This window comes from Enterobacteriaceae endosymbiont of Neohaemonia nigricornis (assembly GCF_012571795.1).
Lineage (GTDB): Bacteria > Pseudomonadota > Gammaproteobacteria > Enterobacterales > Enterobacteriaceae.
In genome coordinates this window covers 308,257-330,709 of the sequence record NZ_CP046222.1, presented here as the reverse complement: position 1 = coordinate 330,709, position 22,453 = coordinate 308,257, and the positions used below count along the sequence as shown (strand labels likewise).

Annotated in this window: 16 protein-coding genes and 5 tRNA genes; 19 read left to right on the top strand and 2 right to left on the bottom strand. The window is 22.1% G+C overall.

The window, feature by feature from the left end:
• Positions 1-30: 30 nt before the first annotated feature.
• The 11 genes from ftsH to GJT85_RS01565 all read left to right on the top strand — a co-directional run bounded on the left by ftsH (position 31) and on the right by GJT85_RS01565 (position 12,583).
• Positions 31-1,911 (top strand): ATP-dependent zinc metalloprotease FtsH, encoded by a 1,881-nt coding sequence (gene ftsH / locus GJT85_RS01615; protein ID WP_208754607.1) that lies wholly within the window; start codon positions 31-33, stop codon positions 1,909-1,911.
• A gap of 343 nt (positions 1,912-2,254) precedes the next feature.
• Entirely contained in the window at positions 2,255-2,524 is a 270-nt protein-coding gene (secG, locus tag GJT85_RS01610; RefSeq protein WP_208754477.1) for a preprotein translocase subunit SecG, read from the top strand.
• Between the two features lie 16 nt (positions 2,525-2,540).
• Positions 2,541-2,631: transfer RNA gene (locus GJT85_RS01605), tRNA-Leu, on the top strand.
• A 58-nt stretch (positions 2,632-2,689) separates the two neighbouring features.
• A tRNA-Met gene (locus tag GJT85_RS01600) sits at positions 2,690-2,766 on the top strand.
• A 339-nt stretch (positions 2,767-3,105) separates the two neighbouring features.
• Positions 3,106-4,596, top strand: coding sequence for a transcription termination factor NusA (gene nusA / locus GJT85_RS01595; RefSeq protein WP_208754476.1), 1,491 nt, complete (start codon positions 3,106-3,108; stop codon positions 4,594-4,596).
• Positions 4,597-4,633: 37 nt separating this feature from the next.
• Positions 4,634-6,814, top strand: a complete 2,181-nt coding sequence (gene infB / locus GJT85_RS01590; RefSeq protein WP_208754475.1) for a translation initiation factor IF-2 — start codon at positions 4,634-4,636, stop codon at positions 6,812-6,814.
• Between the two features lie 58 nt (positions 6,815-6,872).
• A complete protein-coding gene (gene rbfA / locus GJT85_RS01585; protein WP_208754474.1) occupies positions 6,873-7,235 on the top strand; it encodes a 30S ribosome-binding factor RbfA in 363 nt (120 codons plus the stop codon).
• A 30-nt stretch (positions 7,236-7,265) separates the two neighbouring features.
• Complete coding sequence (truB, locus tag GJT85_RS01580; RefSeq protein WP_208754473.1) at positions 7,266-8,198, top strand: tRNA pseudouridine(55) synthase TruB; 933 nt, start codon at positions 7,266-7,268, stop codon at positions 8,196-8,198.
• Positions 8,199-8,234: 36 nt separating this feature from the next.
• Positions 8,235-8,504, top strand: coding sequence for a 30S ribosomal protein S15 (gene rpsO / locus GJT85_RS01575; RefSeq protein WP_208754472.1), 270 nt, complete (start codon positions 8,235-8,237; stop codon positions 8,502-8,504).
• Between the two features lie 64 nt (positions 8,505-8,568).
• Positions 8,569-10,653 carry a polyribonucleotide nucleotidyltransferase gene (gene pnp / locus GJT85_RS01570; RefSeq protein ID WP_208754471.1) on the top strand — a complete coding sequence of 695 codons (2,085 nt, stop codon included), beginning with the start codon at positions 8,569-8,571 and terminating at the stop codon, positions 10,651-10,653.
• A gap of 277 nt (positions 10,654-10,930) precedes the next feature.
• Entirely contained in the window at positions 10,931-12,583 is a 1,653-nt protein-coding gene (locus GJT85_RS01565; RefSeq protein WP_208754470.1) for a DEAD/DEAH box helicase, read from the top strand.
• Positions 12,584-12,704: 121 nt separating this feature from the next.
• Here the strand turns inward: GJT85_RS01565 and pgi are convergent, their stop codons facing one another.
• Positions 12,705-14,321 carry a glucose-6-phosphate isomerase gene (pgi, locus tag GJT85_RS01560; protein WP_208754469.1) on the bottom strand — a complete coding sequence of 539 codons (1,617 nt, stop codon included), beginning with the start codon at positions 14,319-14,321 and terminating at the stop codon, positions 12,705-12,707.
• Between the two features lie 176 nt (positions 14,322-14,497).
• Here pgi and GJT85_RS01555 point away from each other — a divergent pair, with 176 nt between their 5' ends.
• A complete protein-coding gene (locus GJT85_RS01555; protein ID WP_208754468.1) occupies positions 14,498-15,271 on the top strand; it encodes an alpha/beta fold hydrolase in 774 nt (257 codons plus the stop codon).
• Positions 15,272-15,291: 20 nt separating this feature from the next.
• Positions 15,292-15,810 carry a flavodoxin FldA gene (gene fldA / locus GJT85_RS01550; RefSeq protein WP_208754467.1) on the top strand — a complete coding sequence of 173 codons (519 nt, stop codon included), beginning with the start codon at positions 15,292-15,294 and terminating at the stop codon, positions 15,808-15,810.
• A 54-nt stretch (positions 15,811-15,864) separates the two neighbouring features.
• On the opposite strand, the gene glnS is transcribed toward fldA, so the two are convergent.
• Positions 15,865-17,520, bottom strand: a complete 1,656-nt coding sequence (glnS, locus tag GJT85_RS01545; protein ID WP_208754466.1) for a glutamine--tRNA ligase — start codon at positions 17,518-17,520, stop codon at positions 15,865-15,867.
• 107 nt (positions 17,521-17,627) lie between these two features.
• Here glnS and GJT85_RS01540 point away from each other — a divergent pair.
• The 6 genes from GJT85_RS01540 (at position 17,628) to leuS (ending at position 22,446) form a co-directional block, all read left to right on the top strand.
• Positions 17,628-17,701, top strand: a tRNA-Met gene (locus GJT85_RS01540).
• Positions 17,702-17,733: 32 nt separating this feature from the next.
• Positions 17,734-17,820, top strand: a tRNA-Leu gene (locus tag GJT85_RS01535).
• 15 nt (positions 17,821-17,835) lie between these two features.
• A tRNA-Gln gene (locus GJT85_RS01530) sits at positions 17,836-17,907 on the top strand.
• Between the two features lie 42 nt (positions 17,908-17,949).
• Positions 17,950-19,293, top strand: a complete 1,344-nt coding sequence (gene miaB, locus GJT85_RS01525) for a tRNA (N6-isopentenyl adenosine(37)-C2)-methylthiotransferase MiaB (protein ID WP_208754465.1) — start codon at positions 17,950-17,952, stop codon at positions 19,291-19,293.
• A gap of 47 nt (positions 19,294-19,340) precedes the next feature.
• The gene (ybeY, locus tag GJT85_RS01520; protein ID WP_208754464.1) at positions 19,341-19,796 is read left to right on the top strand and encodes an rRNA maturation RNase YbeY; all 456 of its coding nucleotides are present in this window, start codon (positions 19,341-19,343) and stop codon (positions 19,794-19,796) included.
• Between the two features lie 121 nt (positions 19,797-19,917).
• Complete coding sequence (gene leuS / locus GJT85_RS01515) at positions 19,918-22,446, top strand: leucine--tRNA ligase (RefSeq protein WP_208754463.1); 2,529 nt, start codon at positions 19,918-19,920, stop codon at positions 22,444-22,446.
• Positions 22,447-22,453: the final 7 nt, after the last annotated feature.

Below are 22,453 nucleotides of genomic sequence, written 5' to 3'. Positions count from 1 at the left end.
TACAGATGTGAGGTTACTCCTTTGAAGAATATAGCAAAAAATATAATTCTCTGGTTAGCAATTACTATAATATTCTTATCTGTTTTCCAGACTTTTAATACACATGATATTAAAAAAAAAATAAGAATTGATTATTCAATTTTTCTTAATGAAGTTAATCAAAATAAGATTAGCGAAGCACGAATTGATGGTAGAAAGATATGTGTCATTACAAGAGATCATATGAAATATACTACTTATTTACCAATGTATGACCCTAATTTATTGCAAACATTATTAACAAAAAATGTAAAAATATTTGGTGTACCATCTGAATCTCCTAGCATATTATTAACAATTTTTATTTCATGGTTTCCCATGTTATTACTTATCGGTGTATGGATATTTTTTATTCGACAAATTCAAGGTGGTAGTAAAGGAGCATTATCTTTTGGTAAAAGTAATGCAAAAATGTTTACAGCAGAACAAATAAAAATTTCATTTAATGATGTAGCTGGATGTGATGAAGCAAAAGAAGAAGTAAAAGAAATAGTAGATTTTTTAAAAGAACCATATAAATTCCAAAAATTAGGTGGCAAGATACCTAAAGGAGTTTTAATGATTGGCCCACCAGGAACAGGTAAAACATTATTAGCAAAAGCTATTGCTGGTGAAGCTAAAGTACCTTTTTTTATTATTTCTGGTTCAGATTTTGTGGAAATGTTTGTTGGTGTAGGAGCTTCACGTGTTAGAGATATTTTTAATAGAGCAAAAAAAATTGCTCCATGTATTATTTTTATAGATGAAATAGATGCTGTAGGACGTCAAAGAGGTGCTGGATTAGGTGGTGGTCATGATGAAAGAGAACAAACATTAAACCAAATGTTAGTAGAAATGGATGGATTTGATAATAATGAAAGTATAATAGTTATTGCAGCTACTAATCGTCCAGATGTATTAGATCCTGCTTTATTAAGGCCAGGTAGATTTGATCGTCAAGTTATTGTAGGTTTACCTGATATTAAAGGTAGAGAACAAATATTAAAGATTCATACTAAATTAATTCCTTTAAAATCTGATGTTAATATTCTTATATTAGCTCGTGGGACTCCTGGATTTTCTGGTGCTGATCTAGCTAATTTAGTAAATGAAGCGGCCTTATTTGCTGCTCGTAATAATTGTAATAATGTTTCTATGTTAGATTTTGAAACTGCTAAAGATAAAATTATGATGGGCATTGAACGCAAATCAATGGTTATGACAGATGCTCAAAAAGAAGCTACAGCATATCATGAAGCAGGACATGCTATTATTGGTTATTTAGTACCAGGTCATGATCCTATACATAAAGTAACTATTATACCTAGAGGCAGAGCATTAGGTGTAACATTTTTTTTACCAGAAATAGATACTATTAGTATTAATCGTCAAAAATTAGAAAGCGAAATTTCTACATTATATGGTGGTAGAATAGCAGAAGAAATTATTTATGGTGAAGAATATGTTTCTACAGGATCATCTAATGATATAAAAGTTGCTACTAATCTTGCAAGGAATATGGTTACACAATGGGGGTTTTCTAAAAAATTAGGTCCTTTATTATATTCAGAAGAAGAAGGTGAAATTTTTTTAGGACGTTCTGTTACAAAATCTAAAAATATGTCTGATGAAACAGCTAAAATAATTGATCAAGAAGTAAAATATTTTATTCAAGAAAATTATAATAGAGCTATGAATATTTTAAAAGAAAATATTGATATCTTACATGAAATGAAAAATGCATTGATAAAATATGAAACAATAGGTATAAACCAAATTAATGATTTAATGGCAAGAAAAACAGTACGTCCTCCAGAATGGGCAATAGAATTAGATACTAAAAAAGATCATAAAGTAAATATAATAAAAAATTCTAAAATTAACAAAAATTAATAAGTTAATTATTTATTATATAATGAAATATAAAAATAATATTTAATACTTTAATATTAATTTACAAATTCTATTAAATATTATTTAAATATATTATTTGTTATATAAAAATTAATTTATTGTATTAAAAAGTATATAATATATATTAGATACATATTAATAATTATTAGATAATTTTATAAATTAATAAAAATATTAAGTAATAAATAATCTAATATTTTATTTACTATAGTAAATTGAATAGTATTTACTAAATTTGATTGTATTAATTAATATTTTATGTGATAATCATAATCACAATATTTTTTATTAAAAAATTAATAATTTATTATTGGTAAACCTCATGTATGTTTTATCTTTATTACTTTTTATTATTATTACAGTTTTATTAATAAGTTTAATTGTATTAGAAAATAGTGATATAACAGATATTAATACTTCATCTATAAATTATCCTAAATCATTATTTAATACAAATACAACAAGTAAAATTTTAACAAATTGTATTATAGTATTATCTCTTTTATTTTTTATTTTTAGTTTAATATTATGTCATTTTAATGAAGGTACAAATATAAAAAATATTGACATAAGTAAATTTAGTAAATTTTAACCTTGATATAAAAAATACCGATGTGGTGAAATTGGTAAACACACTACCTTGAGGTGGTAGCACTCTTATTAACATAGGGTTTACGGGTTCGAATCCCGTCTTCGGTATAAAAAAAAATTTGCATTATTTATATTTTTATCATATCATATAGTATCACTAAGTAGACGCGGGGTGGAGCAGATTGGTAGCTCGTCGGGCTCATAACCCGAAGGTCGTTGGTTCAAATCCAACTCCCGCAACCACTACTATCAATTAATGTTTTACTCCTAATAATTATATTAATTATTTTGTATAATTTAATGTAGTTTTTATATTAAATAAAATATACTAAAATTTTAAATTATATACTGTATAAAAGACTTTTATTTTTTTTAAAAAATTCAAGTTTTTATTATGAATTTAAAATATTAATATTTTAAATTATGAAGATATACTGTATTATTCTGAAATATTTGTATTATTAAAATATAATTTTAGTGTTACTTAATATAATAAATATTTATTTTTATAAAAATATAAATAAATTTTATAAAAAATCTAGTTCCCTAATTTTACAAGGTTAATATTTGAGGAAAACTAGGATGAATAAAGAAATGCTTGCTGTTATTGAAGCGGTATCTAATGAAAAATCTTTACCTCGTGAAAAAATTTTTGAAGCGATGGAAAGTGCATTAGTTAGTGCAACAAAAAAAAAATATGAACATGATATAGAAGTGTCAGTTAATATTGATCGTAAAAATGGTCATTTTAATACTTTTAGACGTTGGTTAATTGTTAACAAAGTAAATTATCCTACAAAAGAAATTACATTAGATGCTGCACGTCTTGAAGATAATACATTAAATGTAGGTGATTATATTTATGACCAAATTGAATCTATTAATTTTAATCGTATTACTACTCAGACAGCAAAACAAGTTATTGTACATAAAGTACGAGAAGCTGAAAAAGAAATTATTATTGCACATTTTAAAAAACAAGAAGGTAAAATATTACATGGCATAGTTAAAAAAATACATAAAAATTATTTAAGTTTAGATTTAGGTAATAATATAGATGCAATGATATTACGAGAAGATATGTTACCCAGAGAAAATTATAGACCAGGAGATCGTATTAAAGGTTTATTATTTTCTATAAAGAATACATATAAGGAAACTAAATTATTTGTTAGTCGTTCTAAAATACAAATGTTAATTGAATTATTACGTATTGAAGTACCTGAAATTAAAGACGGTGTCATTGAAATTAAAGCTATAGCTAGAGACCCAGGATCTAGAGCAAAAATAGCTGTTACAACTAATGATAAAAGAATTGATCCTATCGGTGCATGTGTAGGCATGAGAGGTGCTCGTGTACAAGCTATATCGAACGAATTACATGGTGAAAAAATTGATATCATATTATGGGATAAAGATATTAAAAAATTTATTAATAATGCAATGGCCCCAGCTAATATATCTTCAATTATAATTAATCATTATAAACATATAATAGATATATCTGTACATGCACAGAATTTAGCACAAGCTATTGGTAGAAACGGACAAAATATTCGTTTAGCATCTCAATTAAGTGGTTGGGAATTAAATGTTATGACACAAAATGATTTAAAAAATAAGTATATATTACAACAAAATAATTTAGTAAAAATTTTTAATAAATATTTACATATTAATAAAGATATATCATTAAAATTAATTCAAGCAGGTTTATCTTCTATAGAAGCAATTATATTTTGCTCTATCAATCAAATTGATCAAATAAATCATAAATTTAATATTAATATATCAAATTTTAGACAAATGCAAATTGCAATGAAAAAACAATTTAATAATTTATATAATCTAAAAACAGAAATAAATATTACAAAAATTAAGAATAATTTATTTCAAATAAAAGAAATTAATAATGAAATATGTAAGTTATTAATAGATAAAGGTATTATTAGTATAGAACAATTAGCCGAACAAAGTATTGAAGATTTATCAGATATTGATGTACTCAATGTTAAACAAGCTGGTCATTTAATTATGTCAGCACGTAATATTTGTTGGTTTAATAAAAAATAACAATAATATAAATATTATATTAATAGGATATCAATATATGCTCGAAGAAATTATTACTGTAAAAAAATTAGCAGAAAAAATAAAAATAAATATTACAAAATTAATACAATATTTTTTAAAAATAGGTATAAAAAAAAATATAAATGATTCAGTTAATATCATAGAAAAAAAAAATATAATACAATACTTAATAAGTAAAAATAAATATGTTAAAAATCAAGATCTTTCTATAAATAAAACGTATAATAAAAAACATTATATACTAAACAAATATAGCACAAAATTTAAACAAGAAAAAAAACATTCTAATTTTATAGATATAACACAGAAAGAATATAAAAAATTTGCATATAAAAAAAAAATAACTAATAAAAAATATTTTATAAAAAATAAAGAAAAAAATATTAAACGTAATACTACAATTAATTATAGTACATTACAACAAAATTTTCAAAAACCTATAAAAAATATTAATCGGACAGTTTGTATTAATAATAAAAATATTAGTATTAATGATTTATCTAATAAAATGGCTGTAAAAAGTTCTTTAATTATACAAACAATGACTAATATGGGAGAAAAAGTAGTTAATATAAATCAATTATTAAATCAAGAAACTGCACAATTCATTGCAGAAGAAATGGGACATAAAGTTATTTTACATGATGAAAATTCTATAGAAAAATCTTTAATCAATAAACAAGAAAATAATAAATATAAAAAATATGAAAGAAGTCCTATAGTAACAGTTATGGGTCATGTTGATCATGGAAAAACATCATTATTAAATTATATTCTTTCTAATAATATTATAAAATCAGAAGCTGGAAATATTACACAAAATATTAATGCATATCAAATCAAACATCAAAATAAATATATAACTTTTGTAGATACTCCAGGACATGCTGCTTTTAAAGACATGAGATTTCGTGGTATACAAATTACTGATATTATTATTTTAGTTATAGCAATTGATGATGGTGTTATGCCTCAAACTGTTGAAGTTATAAATTATGCGAAAAAATTAAATATACCTATAATAGTAGCAATTAATAAGATTGATAAAGATATATCAAATATAGATAAAATTACTAATGAACTTAGTAGTTATCATATAGTATCAGAAAAATGGGGTGGAGATAATATATTTGTTTCTATTTCTGCAAAAACTGGTATTGGCATTAATAAATTATTAGATGCAATTTTATTACAAGCAGAAATATTAGAATTAAAAGTTAGATATGAAGGTATAGCAAAAGGCACAGTTATTGAATCTTATTTAGATAAAGGTAAAGGACCTGTTGCTAACATTTTAGTACAAGAAGGAAAATTAAGTAAAGGTGATATTATATTATGTGGTATAACTTATGGTAGAATAAAAAGCTTAAGAAATAATCAAGGATTAATCATATCATATGCTACACCGTCTATGCCTATTGAAATTATAGGTTTATCAGATATACCTTATGCTGGTGATATATTTATAACAGTTAAAAACGAGAAACAAGCAAAAGCAGTAGCTATATATAGAAAAAATAAATTACGTGAGAATCATTTACAAGAACAAAGTAAAAATTTTAGACAAAATTTTGATAATTTAAATATACAAAATAATATATGTAGAATAAATATTTTATTAAAATGTCATTCACAAGGTTCTGTAGAAATTATTAAAAATATATTAATTAATATGTCTAATAATCATTGTAAAATTAATGTTATTCATACTGGTGTAGGGAATATTACAGAAACTGATGTTACACTAATTACCACTAAAAATAATAATCATGTTATTATAATTGGTTTTAATGTTAAAACAGATAATGCAGCTAAAAATATTATTTTATCTGAAAATATTAAAATAAAAAATTTTACAGTAATTTATCATTTAATTCAAGAATTACAAGATTATATTAATATATTAACAATACCACAAAATAAATATAAAATTTTAGGTATAGCTGAAGTAAAAAATATTTTTACTATTCCCAAATTAGGTGTAATTGCTGGTTGTACTGTTATAAATGGTATTTTAAAAAATAATGATTCTGTACATATTATTAGAAATAATAAAGTTATTTATGAAGGAGTTATTGAATCTTTAAGAAGATTTAAAGATACTGTTAATGAAGTACATATTAATATGGAATGTGGTATTAGTATTAAAAACTTTAATACTATTAAAATAAAAGATAAAATAGAAACATTTAAATAAATAATATAAATATAATTTATAATTTTCAAAAACTATTTTTTTTAAAAAGTATAATATAATGGAAAAAAAGTTATACCGTCAATTAAAAATTGCTAATGAATTAAAAAAACAAATTTCTTATATTTTTCAATATCATATTGATGATATACGTTTAAATAAATTTATTACTATTACTGATTTATTAATATCTAAAGATTTATCATACGCAAAAATATTTATTATGATACCTTATAAACAAATAAATAATAATGCAATTAATAATTTTAAACAGGAATTACATTTTTTAAATAATATTACAGGATATATTAGGTTTATTTTAAAAAAAACAATGTTATTACGTAATGTACCACAATTAAAATTTTTTTTAGATTCTTCTTTAGAAGAAGGTAATTATATTTATAATCTTATTAAGAATAATTAATTATTGTTTATTATATAAAAAATATAAATAATGAATATTATAAAACACAAACAAAACTATAATGGTTTATTATTAATTGACAAAACAATTGGATTAACATCTAATAAAATTTTGCAAAATATTAAATCTTTATGTCATATTAAAAAAGCTGGTTATACTGGCACATTAGATCCGCTGGCTAGTGGATTATTACCTATATGTTGTGGCAAATATACAAAATTAGCTGGTTTATTAAGTAATGCGGATAAAACATATACAGTAACTGCATATTTAGGTATTAAAACTGATACTGCAGATATATATGGTAAAATTATCAAAAAAAATAAAGTTATTAATATCACAATCGATACTATTAATAAATATTTAAAAAAATTTACAGGTTATATCACACAAAAACCTAATATGTATTCTGCTATAAAATATCATGGCATACCCCTTTATAAGTATGCACGTTCTGGCATTACAATAAAAATAAAACCTAGAATAATTATAATTTATAATATTACATTAATTTCTTTTAAAGATAATAAACTTATATTAAATATACATTGTTCTAAAGGTACATACATACGTAGTTTAATTGATGATTTAGGTGATAAACTTAAATGTGGCGCACATGTAACCCAATTACGTCGTTTAACAGTAGCACATATTTCTGTATTACATAATAAGGTATTAACATTAGAGGAATTATATAAATTAGTAAAAAAATACTCATATAATATATTATTAATTAATAAATTATTATTACCTATACAATATATAGTACAACATATCCCAAAAATATATTTATCTAATAATATAATATGTAAAATTAAAAACGGTTATAAATATAAAATTAAACAAGATCTTCTTTTAACAAATAATTTTATTCGCATTTATGAAATAAATACAAATCAACTAATTAGTATTGGAAGTATCAACAAGGATAAATACATTACTAAGTGTAGTATAATTAAATAATATATAATTACAAGTATAAATATAGGAGTATTATTTATGTATTTTAATAAACAAGAAAAAAATAATATGATATTAAAGTATCAAAAACACAATCATGATAATGGTTCTACTCCAGTACAAATAGCTTTACTTACATTAAAAATTAATTATTTACAAAAACATTTTATTATACATAAAAAAGACCACCATAGCCGTCGTGGATTACTAGATATGATATCACAACGTCGAAAATTTTTAAATTATTTCAAAAAAAAAAATATTAATGATTATAACAAATTAATTGAAAGTTTAAATTTAAGAAAATAATATATGTAATAATGTTACATATTAAATAACATAAATTTTGTAATAAATTAAAAGGATAAATATTTTGTTAAATCCGGTTATTCGTAAGTTTCGTTATGGTAATAATATTGTTACTATTGAAACAGGTATGATTGCACGACAGGCTACAGCTGCAGTAATGGTTAGCATGGATGATACAGCAGTTTTTGTTACTATAGTAGTAAATAAAAATATTAAATCAGAATTAAATTTTTTACCATTATCAGTACATTATCAAGAAAAATCATATGCTGCGGGGCGTATTCCAGGAAATTTTTTTCGTAGAGAAGGTCGCCCTAGTGAAGGAGAAATTTTAATTTCTCGTTTAATAGATCGTCCATTAAGACCTTTATTTAAAAAAGGTTTTTTAAATGAAGTACAAATTATTGCTACAGTTATGTCTGTTGATCCTAATATTAATCCAGATATTGTTGCAATTATTGGTGTATCTGCTGTGTTAACTTTATCAGGTATTCCTTTTTCTGGTCCTATTGGTACAGCACGTATTGGTTATATAAATAATGAATATATATTAAATCCAACTATAAAAGATATGAAGCAAAGTCGATTAGATTTAATTGTGACAGGAACTAAAAAAACAATTTTAATGGTAGAAGCAAAATCTGATCAATTAAATGAAGAACAAATTTTAGAAGCAATTATTTACGGACATAAGCAACAACAAACTATTATTGACAATATTATAAAATTTGCAGATGAAGTAAAAAAACCTACTATAGAATGGATATTACATGCCATAAATCAAGATATTAAAGAAAAAATTGCATCTTTATCATATGATGATTTAATACAAGCATATAATATATCCACTAAACAAGATCGTATGAATCAAATTAATATAATAAAATCTAATGTTATTGAATATATTAATAAACAATACGAAGATATTTCACATCATGATATAAATGAAATTTTTTATGAATTGGAAAAAAATATCATTAAAACAAATATTTTGAAAAATAATACACGGATTGATGGTCGTGAACATGATATGATTCGTAGTTTAGATGTACGCACAGGGATCTTACCTCGTACGCATGGTTCAGCTTTATTTACTAGAGGCGAAACACAATCTTTAGTTACTGTTACACTAGGTACGAATAGAGATGCACAAATTTTAGATGATTTAGTAGGTGAAAAGACTGATAATTTTTTATTTCATTATAATTTTCCTGCTTATGCTGTTGGTGAGATTGGCATATTAGGTACTCCTAAAAGACGTGAAATAGGTCACGGATATTTAGCAAAAAAAGCAATATTGCCAGTTATGCCTACTACAGAAGTTTTTCCATATACTATTCGTATAGTTTCAGAAATAACTGAATCTAATGGGTCATCATCTATGGCTTCTGTATGTGGTGCATCATTAGCAATGATGGATGCTGGTATACCTATTAAAAATGCTGTAGCTGGTATAGCAATGGGATTAATTAAAACTAATGATAATTATATAATCTTAACAGATATTTTAGGAGACGAAGATCATTTAGGTGATATGGATTTTAAAGTTGCAGGTACTGATACAGGCATTACTGCATTGCAGATGGATATAAAAATAGAAGGAATAACATATCAAATTATTAAATTATCATTAAAACAAGCTAAGTTAGCTAGATTACATATCTTATCAGTTATGAAAAAAGCAATTGCTATTCCTAAAACAAATATTTCAGATTTTGCACCTAGAATACATACTATAAAAATTAATCCCGATAAAATTAAAGATATGATAGGTAAAGGTGGTTCAGTAATTAGAGCACTAACGGAAGAAACCGAAACAATTATAGAAATTGAAGATAATGGTATTGTAAAAATTTCTGCACAAAATAATAAACAAATTCAATTTGCTATTCGTCGTATTGAAGAAATTACTGCTGATATTGAAGTTGGACAAGTTTATATTGGTAAAGTTACACGCATTATGGATTTTGGTGCTTTTGTATCTATAGGTCATGGTAAAGAAGGATTAGTACATATTTCACAAATTACTAATACACATGTTAGTAGAGTTAGTGATTATTTAAAATTATTACAAAATGTATCAGTAAAAGTATTAGAAATTGATAAACAAGGAAGAATTAGATTAAGCATTAAGGCTGCTTTAAATTAATTTAAAAATCATATTACTATATATTATTTTATAATATATATTAATTTTAATAAAATTTAATTAATGATTTATACATTATTATTATAATTTACTTATTTGTGGTTATATTTAATATGATAATTATAATCACAAATTATACATATAATATAAAAACAATTTATTTTTAAAAGATTAAAAATTAAATATATTAAAATTATATTATTTTATTTATTTTATATTAATAAAAAATATTATTAGTATTAATCATTATTTACTGTAAAGAGGCATGTATATTAACATGACTAACAATAATTTTGTCCAATTTGGATTACATCCTAATATTATAAAAACATTAAATAATATTGGATATGTAACACCGTCACCTATACAAAAAAAATGTATTCCATATTTATTACTTAGAAAAGATGTATTAGGTATTGCTCAAACTGGAAGTGGCAAAACAGCAGCATTTATATTACCATTATTAAATAATTTAAATCCAATTATTAAAACAATACAAATTCTTATTTTAACACCTACGAGAGAATTAACTTTACAAATAGCAAAAGCTACTTCTGATTTTGCAAAGTTTTTGCATGGTATTAATGTTTTGCCATTATATGGTGGACAATCATATCATATACAATTAAAAGGTTTACGTTTAAAACCTCAAATTATAGTTGCTACACCAGGTAGATTATTAGACCATATTAATCGTAAAAATATAAATTTATCTACAATTTGCAGTTTAGTTTTAGATGAAGCTGATGAAATGTTAAGAATGGGTTTTATTGAGGATGTAGAAAATATTTTATCTACTATTCCTAAAGGGCATCAAACAGCTTTATTTTCAGCTACGATGCCATATCGTATTAAAAATATTACTAAAAAATTTATGAATCATCCTTATGAAATTAAAATTAAATCTAATATTAATACTATACCCAATATTAATCAAAGTTATTGGATAGTAAGAGGCAAAAAAATAGATGGTTTAATGAGATTTTTAGAAACAGAAAATTTTGATGCAGTTTTAGTTTTTGTGAAAACAAAAAATGCTACTTTAGAAATTTCTAATATTTTAAATAATTTTGGTTATAATAGTGCACCATTAAATGGTGATATGAATCAAAATATTAGAGAACAAACATTATATAATTTTAAATATTCTAAGTTAGATATTTTAATTGCAACTGATATTGCTGCTAGAGGATTAGATGTTGAACGTATTAATTTAGTTATTAATTATGATATTCCTACAGATGCTGAATCTTACACACATCGCATTGGTCGTACTGGTCGTGCAGGACGTACAGGACAAGCATTAATGTTTGTAGATTATAGAGAAAAACGTTTATTAAAAAATATTGAAAGAATTATGAAAGTAAAAATTATTGAAAAACAATTACCTAATACTACATTATTAAGTCAGAAAAGATTAGAAAAATTTCTTTTAAAAATATATGAATATTCAACAAGTTATGATTTAGATCAATATAAACAAATTTTATTAACACAACCTTTTAAAAAATTTATTGATAAAGATATTTTATCTGCTATTTTATTAAAAATAGCACAAGGTAATAGACCCTTAATTATCCCCCCTGAAACATATATTCCTAAAAAATCACATAAATATAATATAAATAATAAGTATCAGAAAAAATATAAATATAACATGATTTTATATAGTATTAATATTGGTAAAAAAGATGGGGTAGAAGTTCGTCATATTGTAGGAGTTATTATTAACCAAATCTTGATTAATAGTAATGATATAGGTAATATAAAATTATTTGATTATTATACTACAGTTGAATTATTAAAAAATAATAAAGATCTTATTAAAGATACAAAAAATATAAAAATTTTAAATAAAAAAATTACATTCAAATTAATTAAGAATGCAAAATCATACTTAAAATTTCACAAAAATATCTATAATAAATAAACATTTGAAAAATTATTACATTTATAATTTTTTACTAAAAAATACTTAAAATTAAATTTATTAATAATTTATTTTTTCAATAATTTAATATTATTCTTTTATATTTATTAATAAAATTTTTTTATAAAAATGATTTATAAAAATTAATTAATCCATTAGTAGAACTGTCATATTTATTAATATTATTAACATTATCGTTTAAATCTTCTAAAATTAGATTAGATATTTTTTTCCCTAATTCCACACCCCACTGATCAAAAGAAAAAATATTAAAAATTATACCTTGTATAAAAATTTTATGTTCATATAAAGCAATTAATAAACCTAAATTATAAGGAGTAATTTTTCTCATGAAAATTGAATTACTAGGATGATTACCTGTACATATTTCATACTCATTTATATCATTTTTATTTGTTATATTATTACCAAATGCTAAAGCTCTAGTTTGTGCAATATAATTAGATATTAAAATATTATGATTATTTTGCAAATAAATATGTGGTAGAACTGGAGCAATAAAATCACATGGTATTATTTTTGTTCCTTGATGTAACATTTGAAAAAAAGAATGTTGTCCTTCAGTACCTATATCACCCCATATAATTGGACTAGTTTGATAATCTATATTATTTTTTGTTCTATCTATAGATTTACCATTAGATTCCATATTTAATTGTTGTAAATATTTAGGTAAAAAACGCATATCATAAGAATATGGAATTATAGCTTCAGTTTCAGCATTCCAAAAATTATTATACCATATACTAATTAAAGCCATGATAATTGGTATATTATTATTAATATTACTATAAAAAAAATGATGATCCATTTTTTCAGCTCCATGTAATAACTCATAAAAATTTTTAAAACCTATTAATAATGATATAGGCAAACCTATTGAAGACCATAATGAAAAACGACCACCAACCCAATTCCATATTGGTAAAATATTTTGTTGTGGAATTCCAAAAGTCATAGCATCAGTAGTATTAGATGTAATACCAATAAAATGTTTAGTAAACATATCATTTATATTTAAATTACTAGTATTCTCCATAAACCATTCTTTAATGTTACAAGCATTGACTATAGTTTCTTGTGTTGTAAATGTTTTAGAAGAAACAATAAATATACTTTCTTCTGGGTTAATATATTTTAAAGTATGTATTAATTGAGTTGCATCAAGACTAGAGATAAAATAAATATTTAAATGATTATGATAAGATTTTAATGCTTCAGTAACCATTAATGGTCCTAAATAAGATCCACCAATACCAATATTAATAATATTTTTTATGGGTTTTCCTGTATATCCTGTCCATATACCATTAATTATATCATTAGAAATTTGTTTTATCTTACTTAAATTATTACGAACATCATTATAAATATTATTATTATGTACTATAAAATCATTATTATTATGATTTCTTAAAGCAATATGTAAAACCGAACGATGTTCTGTTTTATTAATGTTTTTACCATAAAACATATCACGTATAGAATTAGAATATTCTAATTCTTTTAATAAATTAAATAAATAATTTATGGTTTTATTACTAATAATATTTTTTGAAAAATCAAATAAAATTTCGTTTTCAAAATTTATAGCAAAATTTTTAAATCTATTTTTATCTTTTTTAAATAATTCTGTTATAGTTGTATATTTAATATTTTGAAAATGGTCTTGTAGAATTTTCCATGCTATAGTTTTAGTTGGATTAATATTTTTCATACATTATTTATAATATAAATGGATAAATATATATTTATTTATAATTAAATTTATAATGTTTAATTTTAATTATTTTAAATATATAATAAATAGAAATTATATGTTTGTATTATAACATAATTATTTTATTTACTTATATTTTATTATAAAAATTTAATAACGACATAATAATTACAATGATTTTAGATCAATTAATAATAAATAATAATAATTCTAATGAATTTCAGCAAAATATAATTTTATTACATGGATTATTTGGTAATAAAAACAGTTTATTATCATTAGGTACTTTTTTAAACGAACATCTAAATTGTAAAATTATTTTATTAGATTTAAGAAATCATGGATGTTCTGCACATCATCCTAATATGAATTATATAATAATGTCCCAAGATATATTAGATACATTAAATTTTTTAAATATATATAAAAATATTATTATTATAGGACATTCTATAGGTGGTAAAATTGCTATGTTTTTAACTACTATATTATATAATAGCATATCAAAAATTATTGTCTTGGATATAGCACCAGTATGTTATAATTATAGTTTTAAAAATATTTTTTTTGCATTAGAACAAGTATATATAAAAAATATTGTTATAAAAAAACAAGTATCAGAAATCATGAAATTATATATCCATAATAAATATATAATTAATATGTTATTACAATCATTTTATAAAGGAAAATGGAATTTTAATATATTTTTTATAAAAAAAGCATATAAACATATATCTTCATGGAAAATATTAAAACCTTGGGTAGGTAATATTTTATTTTTAAAAGGAATGAAATCTAATTATATTAATCATATATATTATAATGATATATTTAGACAATTTCCAAATGCCATTATATTTAATATACCTAATGCAGGACATTTTTTACATGTAGAAAATATAGATTCAGTATATAAAAGAATATTAAATTTTTGTTTACAATAATTTATAAGGAGAATTTTTGTGTGTCTAAAATAGGTATTTTTTTTGGTAGTGATACTGGTAATACTAAAAATATTGCATATAAATTATATGATCATATAGGCCATCATATGGCACAAGTTTTCGATATTGCCAATACTAAACAAATAGATATGCAAAATTTTAATATATTATTATTTGGCATCCCTACTTGGTATTATGGTGAATTGCAATATGACTGGGATAATTTTTTACCAATATTAAAAAAAATTAATTTTAAAAATAAATATATAGGATTATTTGGTTGTGGTGATCAAGAAGATTATGGAGAATATTTTTGTGATGCTTTAAGTATTATTTATAAAATAATTAAAAAAAATAAAGCTAATATAATTGGATATTGGCCTAATATTAATTATAATTTTTATAAAACAAATAGTTTAAAAAATAAAGATTATTTTTTAGGCTTAGTTTTAGATGAAGATAGACAAGCTGAATTAACAGATTCTCGTATTAAACAATGGGTACAACAAATTATGAAAGAATTAAAAAATATTATTTAATATGTTAAAATCAATTATATATTTATATAATTGATTTTTCTTTTAATTATGTAATTATTTTTTTTTTAATTTAGTAATTCTATTAAAAATAATTTTTTTTGGATTATTAAATATTTTATCTAAATAAAAATATCCAATTCTTTCAAATTGAAAATGTTTTGTTATATTACAAAGTTGTAATATATTTTTTTCAATAAAACCTTTACAAATTAATAATGATTTTTTATTAATAACAGATAAAATATCTTTTATATTTTCATTATTTTTATTAATTAATAATTCATTATATAAATAGAAATCTGATTTTACAGAATATATTTTAGATACCCAATGTACAATACCTTTTACATTTCTATTTTTATTAATTTTAACACCTAAAGTATTGGGATCATAAAGACAATGTACACAAATTATATTGCCTTGTATATCTTTTATTATATTTACGGCTTTAATAACAAAAGCATATCTTAATCGAACTTCTTGTCCAATAGTTAGTTTTTTATTAGTATTATCAGATATGTGTTCTATAAAATCAGTATTATCTATATATATTTCTTTGGTAAAGAAAATATATCTATAACCCATATTGCTATTATTAGGATGATTAGGTGCTTTTATTATAATTTCCGTAATATTTTTAGGAAAATTAATAATAATTAATTTTAAAGGATATAAAATAGCCATAATCCTATATGCACGTTGATTTAATTCGTTTTTTATATAAGATTCTAAAAAAGTTTGCTCTATAAGATTATTTTGTTTAGTAACACCTATACCATAACAAAAATTTTTTAATGAAGAAGCAGTATAACCTCTTTTGCGTAATCCTGAAATTGTAAATAAACGTGGATCATTCCATGATTGTATAATGTTATTTTTCAATAAAATATTAATTTTTCTTTTAGATAACACTGAATGTTCAATATTTAATTTTGCAAATTCATATTGTTTAGGATAATTTTTTATACTAATATTATTTAATATCCAATTATATAACATACGATTATCTTGAAATTCTAATGTACATAAAGAATGTGTTATGCCTTCAATAGCATCAGCTATACAATGTGCAAAATCATAAGTAGGATATATACACCATTCATTTTTAGTTTTATAGTGTTTAATATATTTAATTCTATATAAAACCGGATCTCTCATAATAATAGCATTAGAATTCATATCAATTTTAGCCCTTAAAGACATACTTCCTTCTGGAAATTTTCCTAAACGCATATTTTCAAATAAAGTTAAATTTTCTTTTACACTACGATATCTATATGGACTATCAATGCCATTTGTTAATAATGTTCCACGATATTCACGAATATCTTTTATATTTAATTCATCAACATAAGCTAATTCTTTTTTAATTAATTCTATTGCATATTGATATATTTGATGAAAATAATCTGAAGAATATGTAATATTACTATACCATGTAAACCCTAACCATTTTAAGTCTTTTTGTATTGCTTGAACATATTTAGCATGTTCTTTAGATGGATTTGTATCATCAAATCTCAGATTACATTTACCTTTATAAAATTTTGCAATAAAAAAATTTAAACATATTGATTTTAAATGTCCAATATGTAAATAACCATTTGGTTCTGGCGGAAATCTAGTACAAATAATTTTATATTTATTTTTTTGTAAATCTTGATTTATTATTTGACAAATAAAATTTTTAGTATAATTAATATAATCCATAGTATGAATACTCTATAATATAAAAAAAATATATATTTTATGTAATAAAATAGTTGACGTTATGCTTTTATATATTACATAATATGTAAGTGGAAATAATAGATTTTAGCTATGTAGCTCAGTTGGTTAGAGCACAGCACTCATAACGCTGAGGTCATGGGTTCAATTCCCATCATAGCTAGTAGTTATTGTCAATCAAATAATATTATTATTGCGGAAGTGGCGAAACTGGTAGACGCACTAGATTTAGGTTCTAGCACTATAATATATAGTGTACGAGTTCGATTCTCGTCTTCCGTAATATATTTTTAATTTTGGGGTATAGCCAAGTGGTTAAGGCACCGGTTTTTGATACCGGCATCCCTGGTTCGAATCCAGGTACCCCAGTGTTATAAATATTAATTCAATTAAAATTTGTACTATTACATCATGTTTTATAATAAAGTATATATTAAAACTTGGGGCTGTCAAATGAATGAATATGATTCATTAAAGATAGCTGATTTAATAAATGAAAAAATAGACTGTACTATCATTAAAACAGCAGATACAGCAAATATTTTAATACTCAACACATGTTCTATAAGAGAAAAAGCTCAAGAGAAATTATTTCATCAATTAGGTAGATGGAAATATTTAAAACAAAATAATCCTGAAATTATTATTTGTGTAGGTGGTTGTGTTGCAACCCAAGAAGGAGAACGTATATTTTATCGTGCACATTATGTTGATATTATTTTTGGTCCACAAACTTTACATAGATTACCACAAATGATTTATAATGTACGTACCTTTAAAAAAAAATTAATTGATATTAGTTTTCCACAAATAGAAAAATTTAATTATTTCCCTATAAGAAAAACTAATGCAATTAGTGCTTTTATTACTATAATAGAAGGATGTAATAAATATTGTACTTATTGTATTGTACCCTATACTAGGGGCAAAGAAATTAGTAGGCCTTACAAGGATATTATATTAGAAATACAACAACTAACACAACAAGGTGTAAAAGAAATACATCTATTAGGACAAAATGTTAATGCTTACAAATACATTGATAAAAACAATTATATTTGTACATTTGCTAAATTATTAAGTATGATTGCAAAAATTAATGGTATTTATAGAATTAGATATACTACTAGTCATCCAAAAGATTTTTCTGATGATTTGATTAATGTTTACAATAAAATACCTCAATTAGTTAATTTTATACATTTACCAGTCCAGAGCGGTTCCGACAAAATTTTATCCTTAATGAAAAGAAGATATTCAATTAATGAGTATAAACATATTTTAGAAAAAATAAAAAATATTAGACCACATATGCAAATTAGTTCTGATTTTATAGTTGGTTTTCCAGGTGAAACTACAGAAGATATTAATAAAACTATTACATTAATTTTAGATATGGATATAGATATGAGTTATAGTTTTATTTATTCTTCTCGACCTGGTACACCTGCTAGTAAAATGTTAGATACTATAGATATGAAAGAAAAAAAACAAAGATTGTATCTTATACAATATCATATAAATAAACAAACAAAAAAATTTAGTGCAAAAATGTTAAATACTATCCAAACTATTTTAGTAGAGGGTATAGCACCACAAAATAATCAATATTTTTTCGGAAGAACAGAAAATAATAGAACAGTTTTTTTTAAAAGCACAAAAGATTGTATTGGAAAAATTGTAAACATTAAAATAAATCATTTTTATTTATATACTTTATATGGAAATTTAGTGTCTATACACCAAAATAATTAATATTTAATTAAATTAATAATTTTCAATTCTAATATATTTTTTATAATATGCACTATATTACTTTAAATTATTATCATAATTGTATTAATAATACAAATATGCCTATGAAAAGTGAAATAAATATTTGGTTATATACAGTATTTGTTCAAAGCTTTAAAAAAGATGCTAATATTACAATTAGTATTGTTACAAAACAAAATATAAAACAATTAAATATAAAATATTTAAAAAAAAATAAATATACTAATGTTTTATGTTTTCCTTACAATGATTTAAATAATACAAAAAAAATTTATGGGGATATTATTTTATGTAAACAAATTATAGAACAAGAAGCACTAAATCAAAAAAAAATATTAAAAGCACATTGGGCGCATTTGATTATTCATAGTAGTTTGCATTTGTTAAATTTTGATCATAATAATGATAATAATGCTTTAAAAATGGAATCTCAAGAAATCAATATATTAAATATGTTAGGATATAATAATCCATATGTTTAAATAATAATGTTTATAAATAACATTATATTTAACTAACATTTTAATTTTAAATAATATATTTAATATTTATAATTATTTTATAAATATAACTAATAGATAATATCTAAATAGGATTTTTTGTATGGAAGAAAAATATGATCCTCATAATATAGAAAAATATGTACAAAAACAATGGTATAAAAAACAAACTTTTCAAGCAGAAATTAATCACAATAAAAAAAAATTTTATTGTCTATCAATGTTACCTTATCCTTCAGGTAAATTACATATGGGTCATGTACGTAATTATACGATTAGTGATGTCATTGCTCGATATCAAAGGATGTTAGGTAAAAATGTTTTGCATCCTATTGGATGGGATGCATTTGGATTACCAGCAGAAATAGCAGCTATTAAACATAATATATCACCTGATATATGGACTTATCAAAATATTCAATATATGAAAAAACAATTACAACAATTAGGATTTAGTTTTGATTGGAATAGAGAAATTACTACATGTGATCCTCAATATTATCGTTGGGAACAATGGTTTTTTTTAAAATTATATGAATTAGGTTTAATATATAAAAAAAAAATGCCTGTTAATTGGTGTCCAGTAGATAAAACAGTATTGGCTAATGAACAAGTACATAATAATACTTGTTGGAGATGTGACAGTAATATAGAAATTAAAAATATGTCACAATGGTTTTTTAAAATTACAAGTTATGCAGAAGAATTATTACATGATTTAAAATATTTAAATGACTGGCCTATTCAAGTAAAGAAAATGCAAAAAAATTGGATAGGCAAAATAGAAGGTTTTGAAATACAATATACAATATGTAATACAAAAATATTAAATGTTTTTATAAAAGATATTAAAAAAATTCATAATGCTAGTTTTATTAAACTAGTTTATACACATCCTATTTGTAAATCCATTGCCAAAGAAAATTCTTTAGTAAAAGATTTTATTATAAATAGCAATAATAATTTATATAAAAATCAACCATTATCTTCAATAAATAGTAATTTATTTGCTACAGATTATTTTAATAAAAATAAAATACCGATAATAATAGTAAATTATATTTCAAATATATATAATTTACAAGCAACTTTTGGATTACCATTATATAATAACCAAGATAATATACTTGCCATAAAATATAATTTTTTATTTATAAAAACTAATATTATATTTGAAAAAATAAAATATATTTTAAATGATATAAATAATAAAAAAAATAATAGAAAATTAGAAAATATTAATTTTTTAAAATACAAACATTATTATAGACTCCAAGATTGGAGTATTTCTAGACAACGTTTATGGGGTACTCCTATACCTATAGTGAATTTAAAAAATGGAAATATTTTACCTTTAAAAGATACAGAGTTACCTGTAATATTTCCAAAAAGTTTTTATACAAAATATTATAATTATGATCAATATCATTTATCTAAATTATCATGGTTTCATTACAATTATAATGGTCAAATAGCTAGAAGAGAACAAGATACATTTGATACTTTTATAGAATCTTCATGGTATTATGCAAGATATACTTGTCCTCAATATAACAAAGCCATGTTAAATGTATATGATACTAAATACTGGTTGCCAGTAGATCAATATGTAGGAGGCATAGAACATGCTACTATGCATTTAATTTACATCCGTTTTTTTCATAAATTAATGAGAGATATTGGGTTAGTACATACTAATGAACCTGTAAAAAAATTACTATGTCAAGGTATGGTATTATCAGATGCATTTTATTATATAAATAATAATAAAAAATATTGGGTTAATGCTAAAAATGTAGTAATAAATTATAAAAATAATAAAAAATTATTTTTAGATACTAATAATAATTTATTAACTAGACATAAAATGATTAAAATGTCTAAATCTAAAAATAATGGTGTGGATCCACAACATATGATTATAAAATATGGTGCAGATACATTACGTTTATTTTTAATGTTTGCAGCACCACCAACTATGTCTTTAGAGTGGCAGGAATCTGGTATTAATGGTATATTACGTTTTTTACAAAAATTATGGAAATTTATTTATGAATACCGCAAATTAAATTATATTATTAATATACATTATGATATTCAAAAAATGTATAATAAATATAATTTTAAACAATTTTGTTTACAAAAAAAAATTAATTATACAATTAGCAAAGTTACAAAAGATATTAACATAAATCAAACATTTAATACAGCAATAGCTAGCATTATGTCATTAGTAAACAATATTATTAAATATAAAATATCAGATATATTAGATTATACTATAATACATTATGCATTATTAACTATTATAAAAATATTATATCCTTTTGCTCCTCATTATAGTTATAAATTATGGCAATATATTGGTAATAAAAATGACATCGAACAAGAATCATGGCCTAATATTATTAATATAGATGAAGCAATGTTTATTAATTTTTTTAATATTATTATTCAAATTAATGGTAGAAAAAAATATAATATTGAAATACCTATACAATATAAAAATAATAAAAATATGATTAAGCAAATTATATATAAGAATAGTAAAATATTAGAATATATCCAAAATAAAAAAATTATAAAAACTATATTTATTCCTAATAAAATTTTTAATATAGTAACAATATAAATAAAAT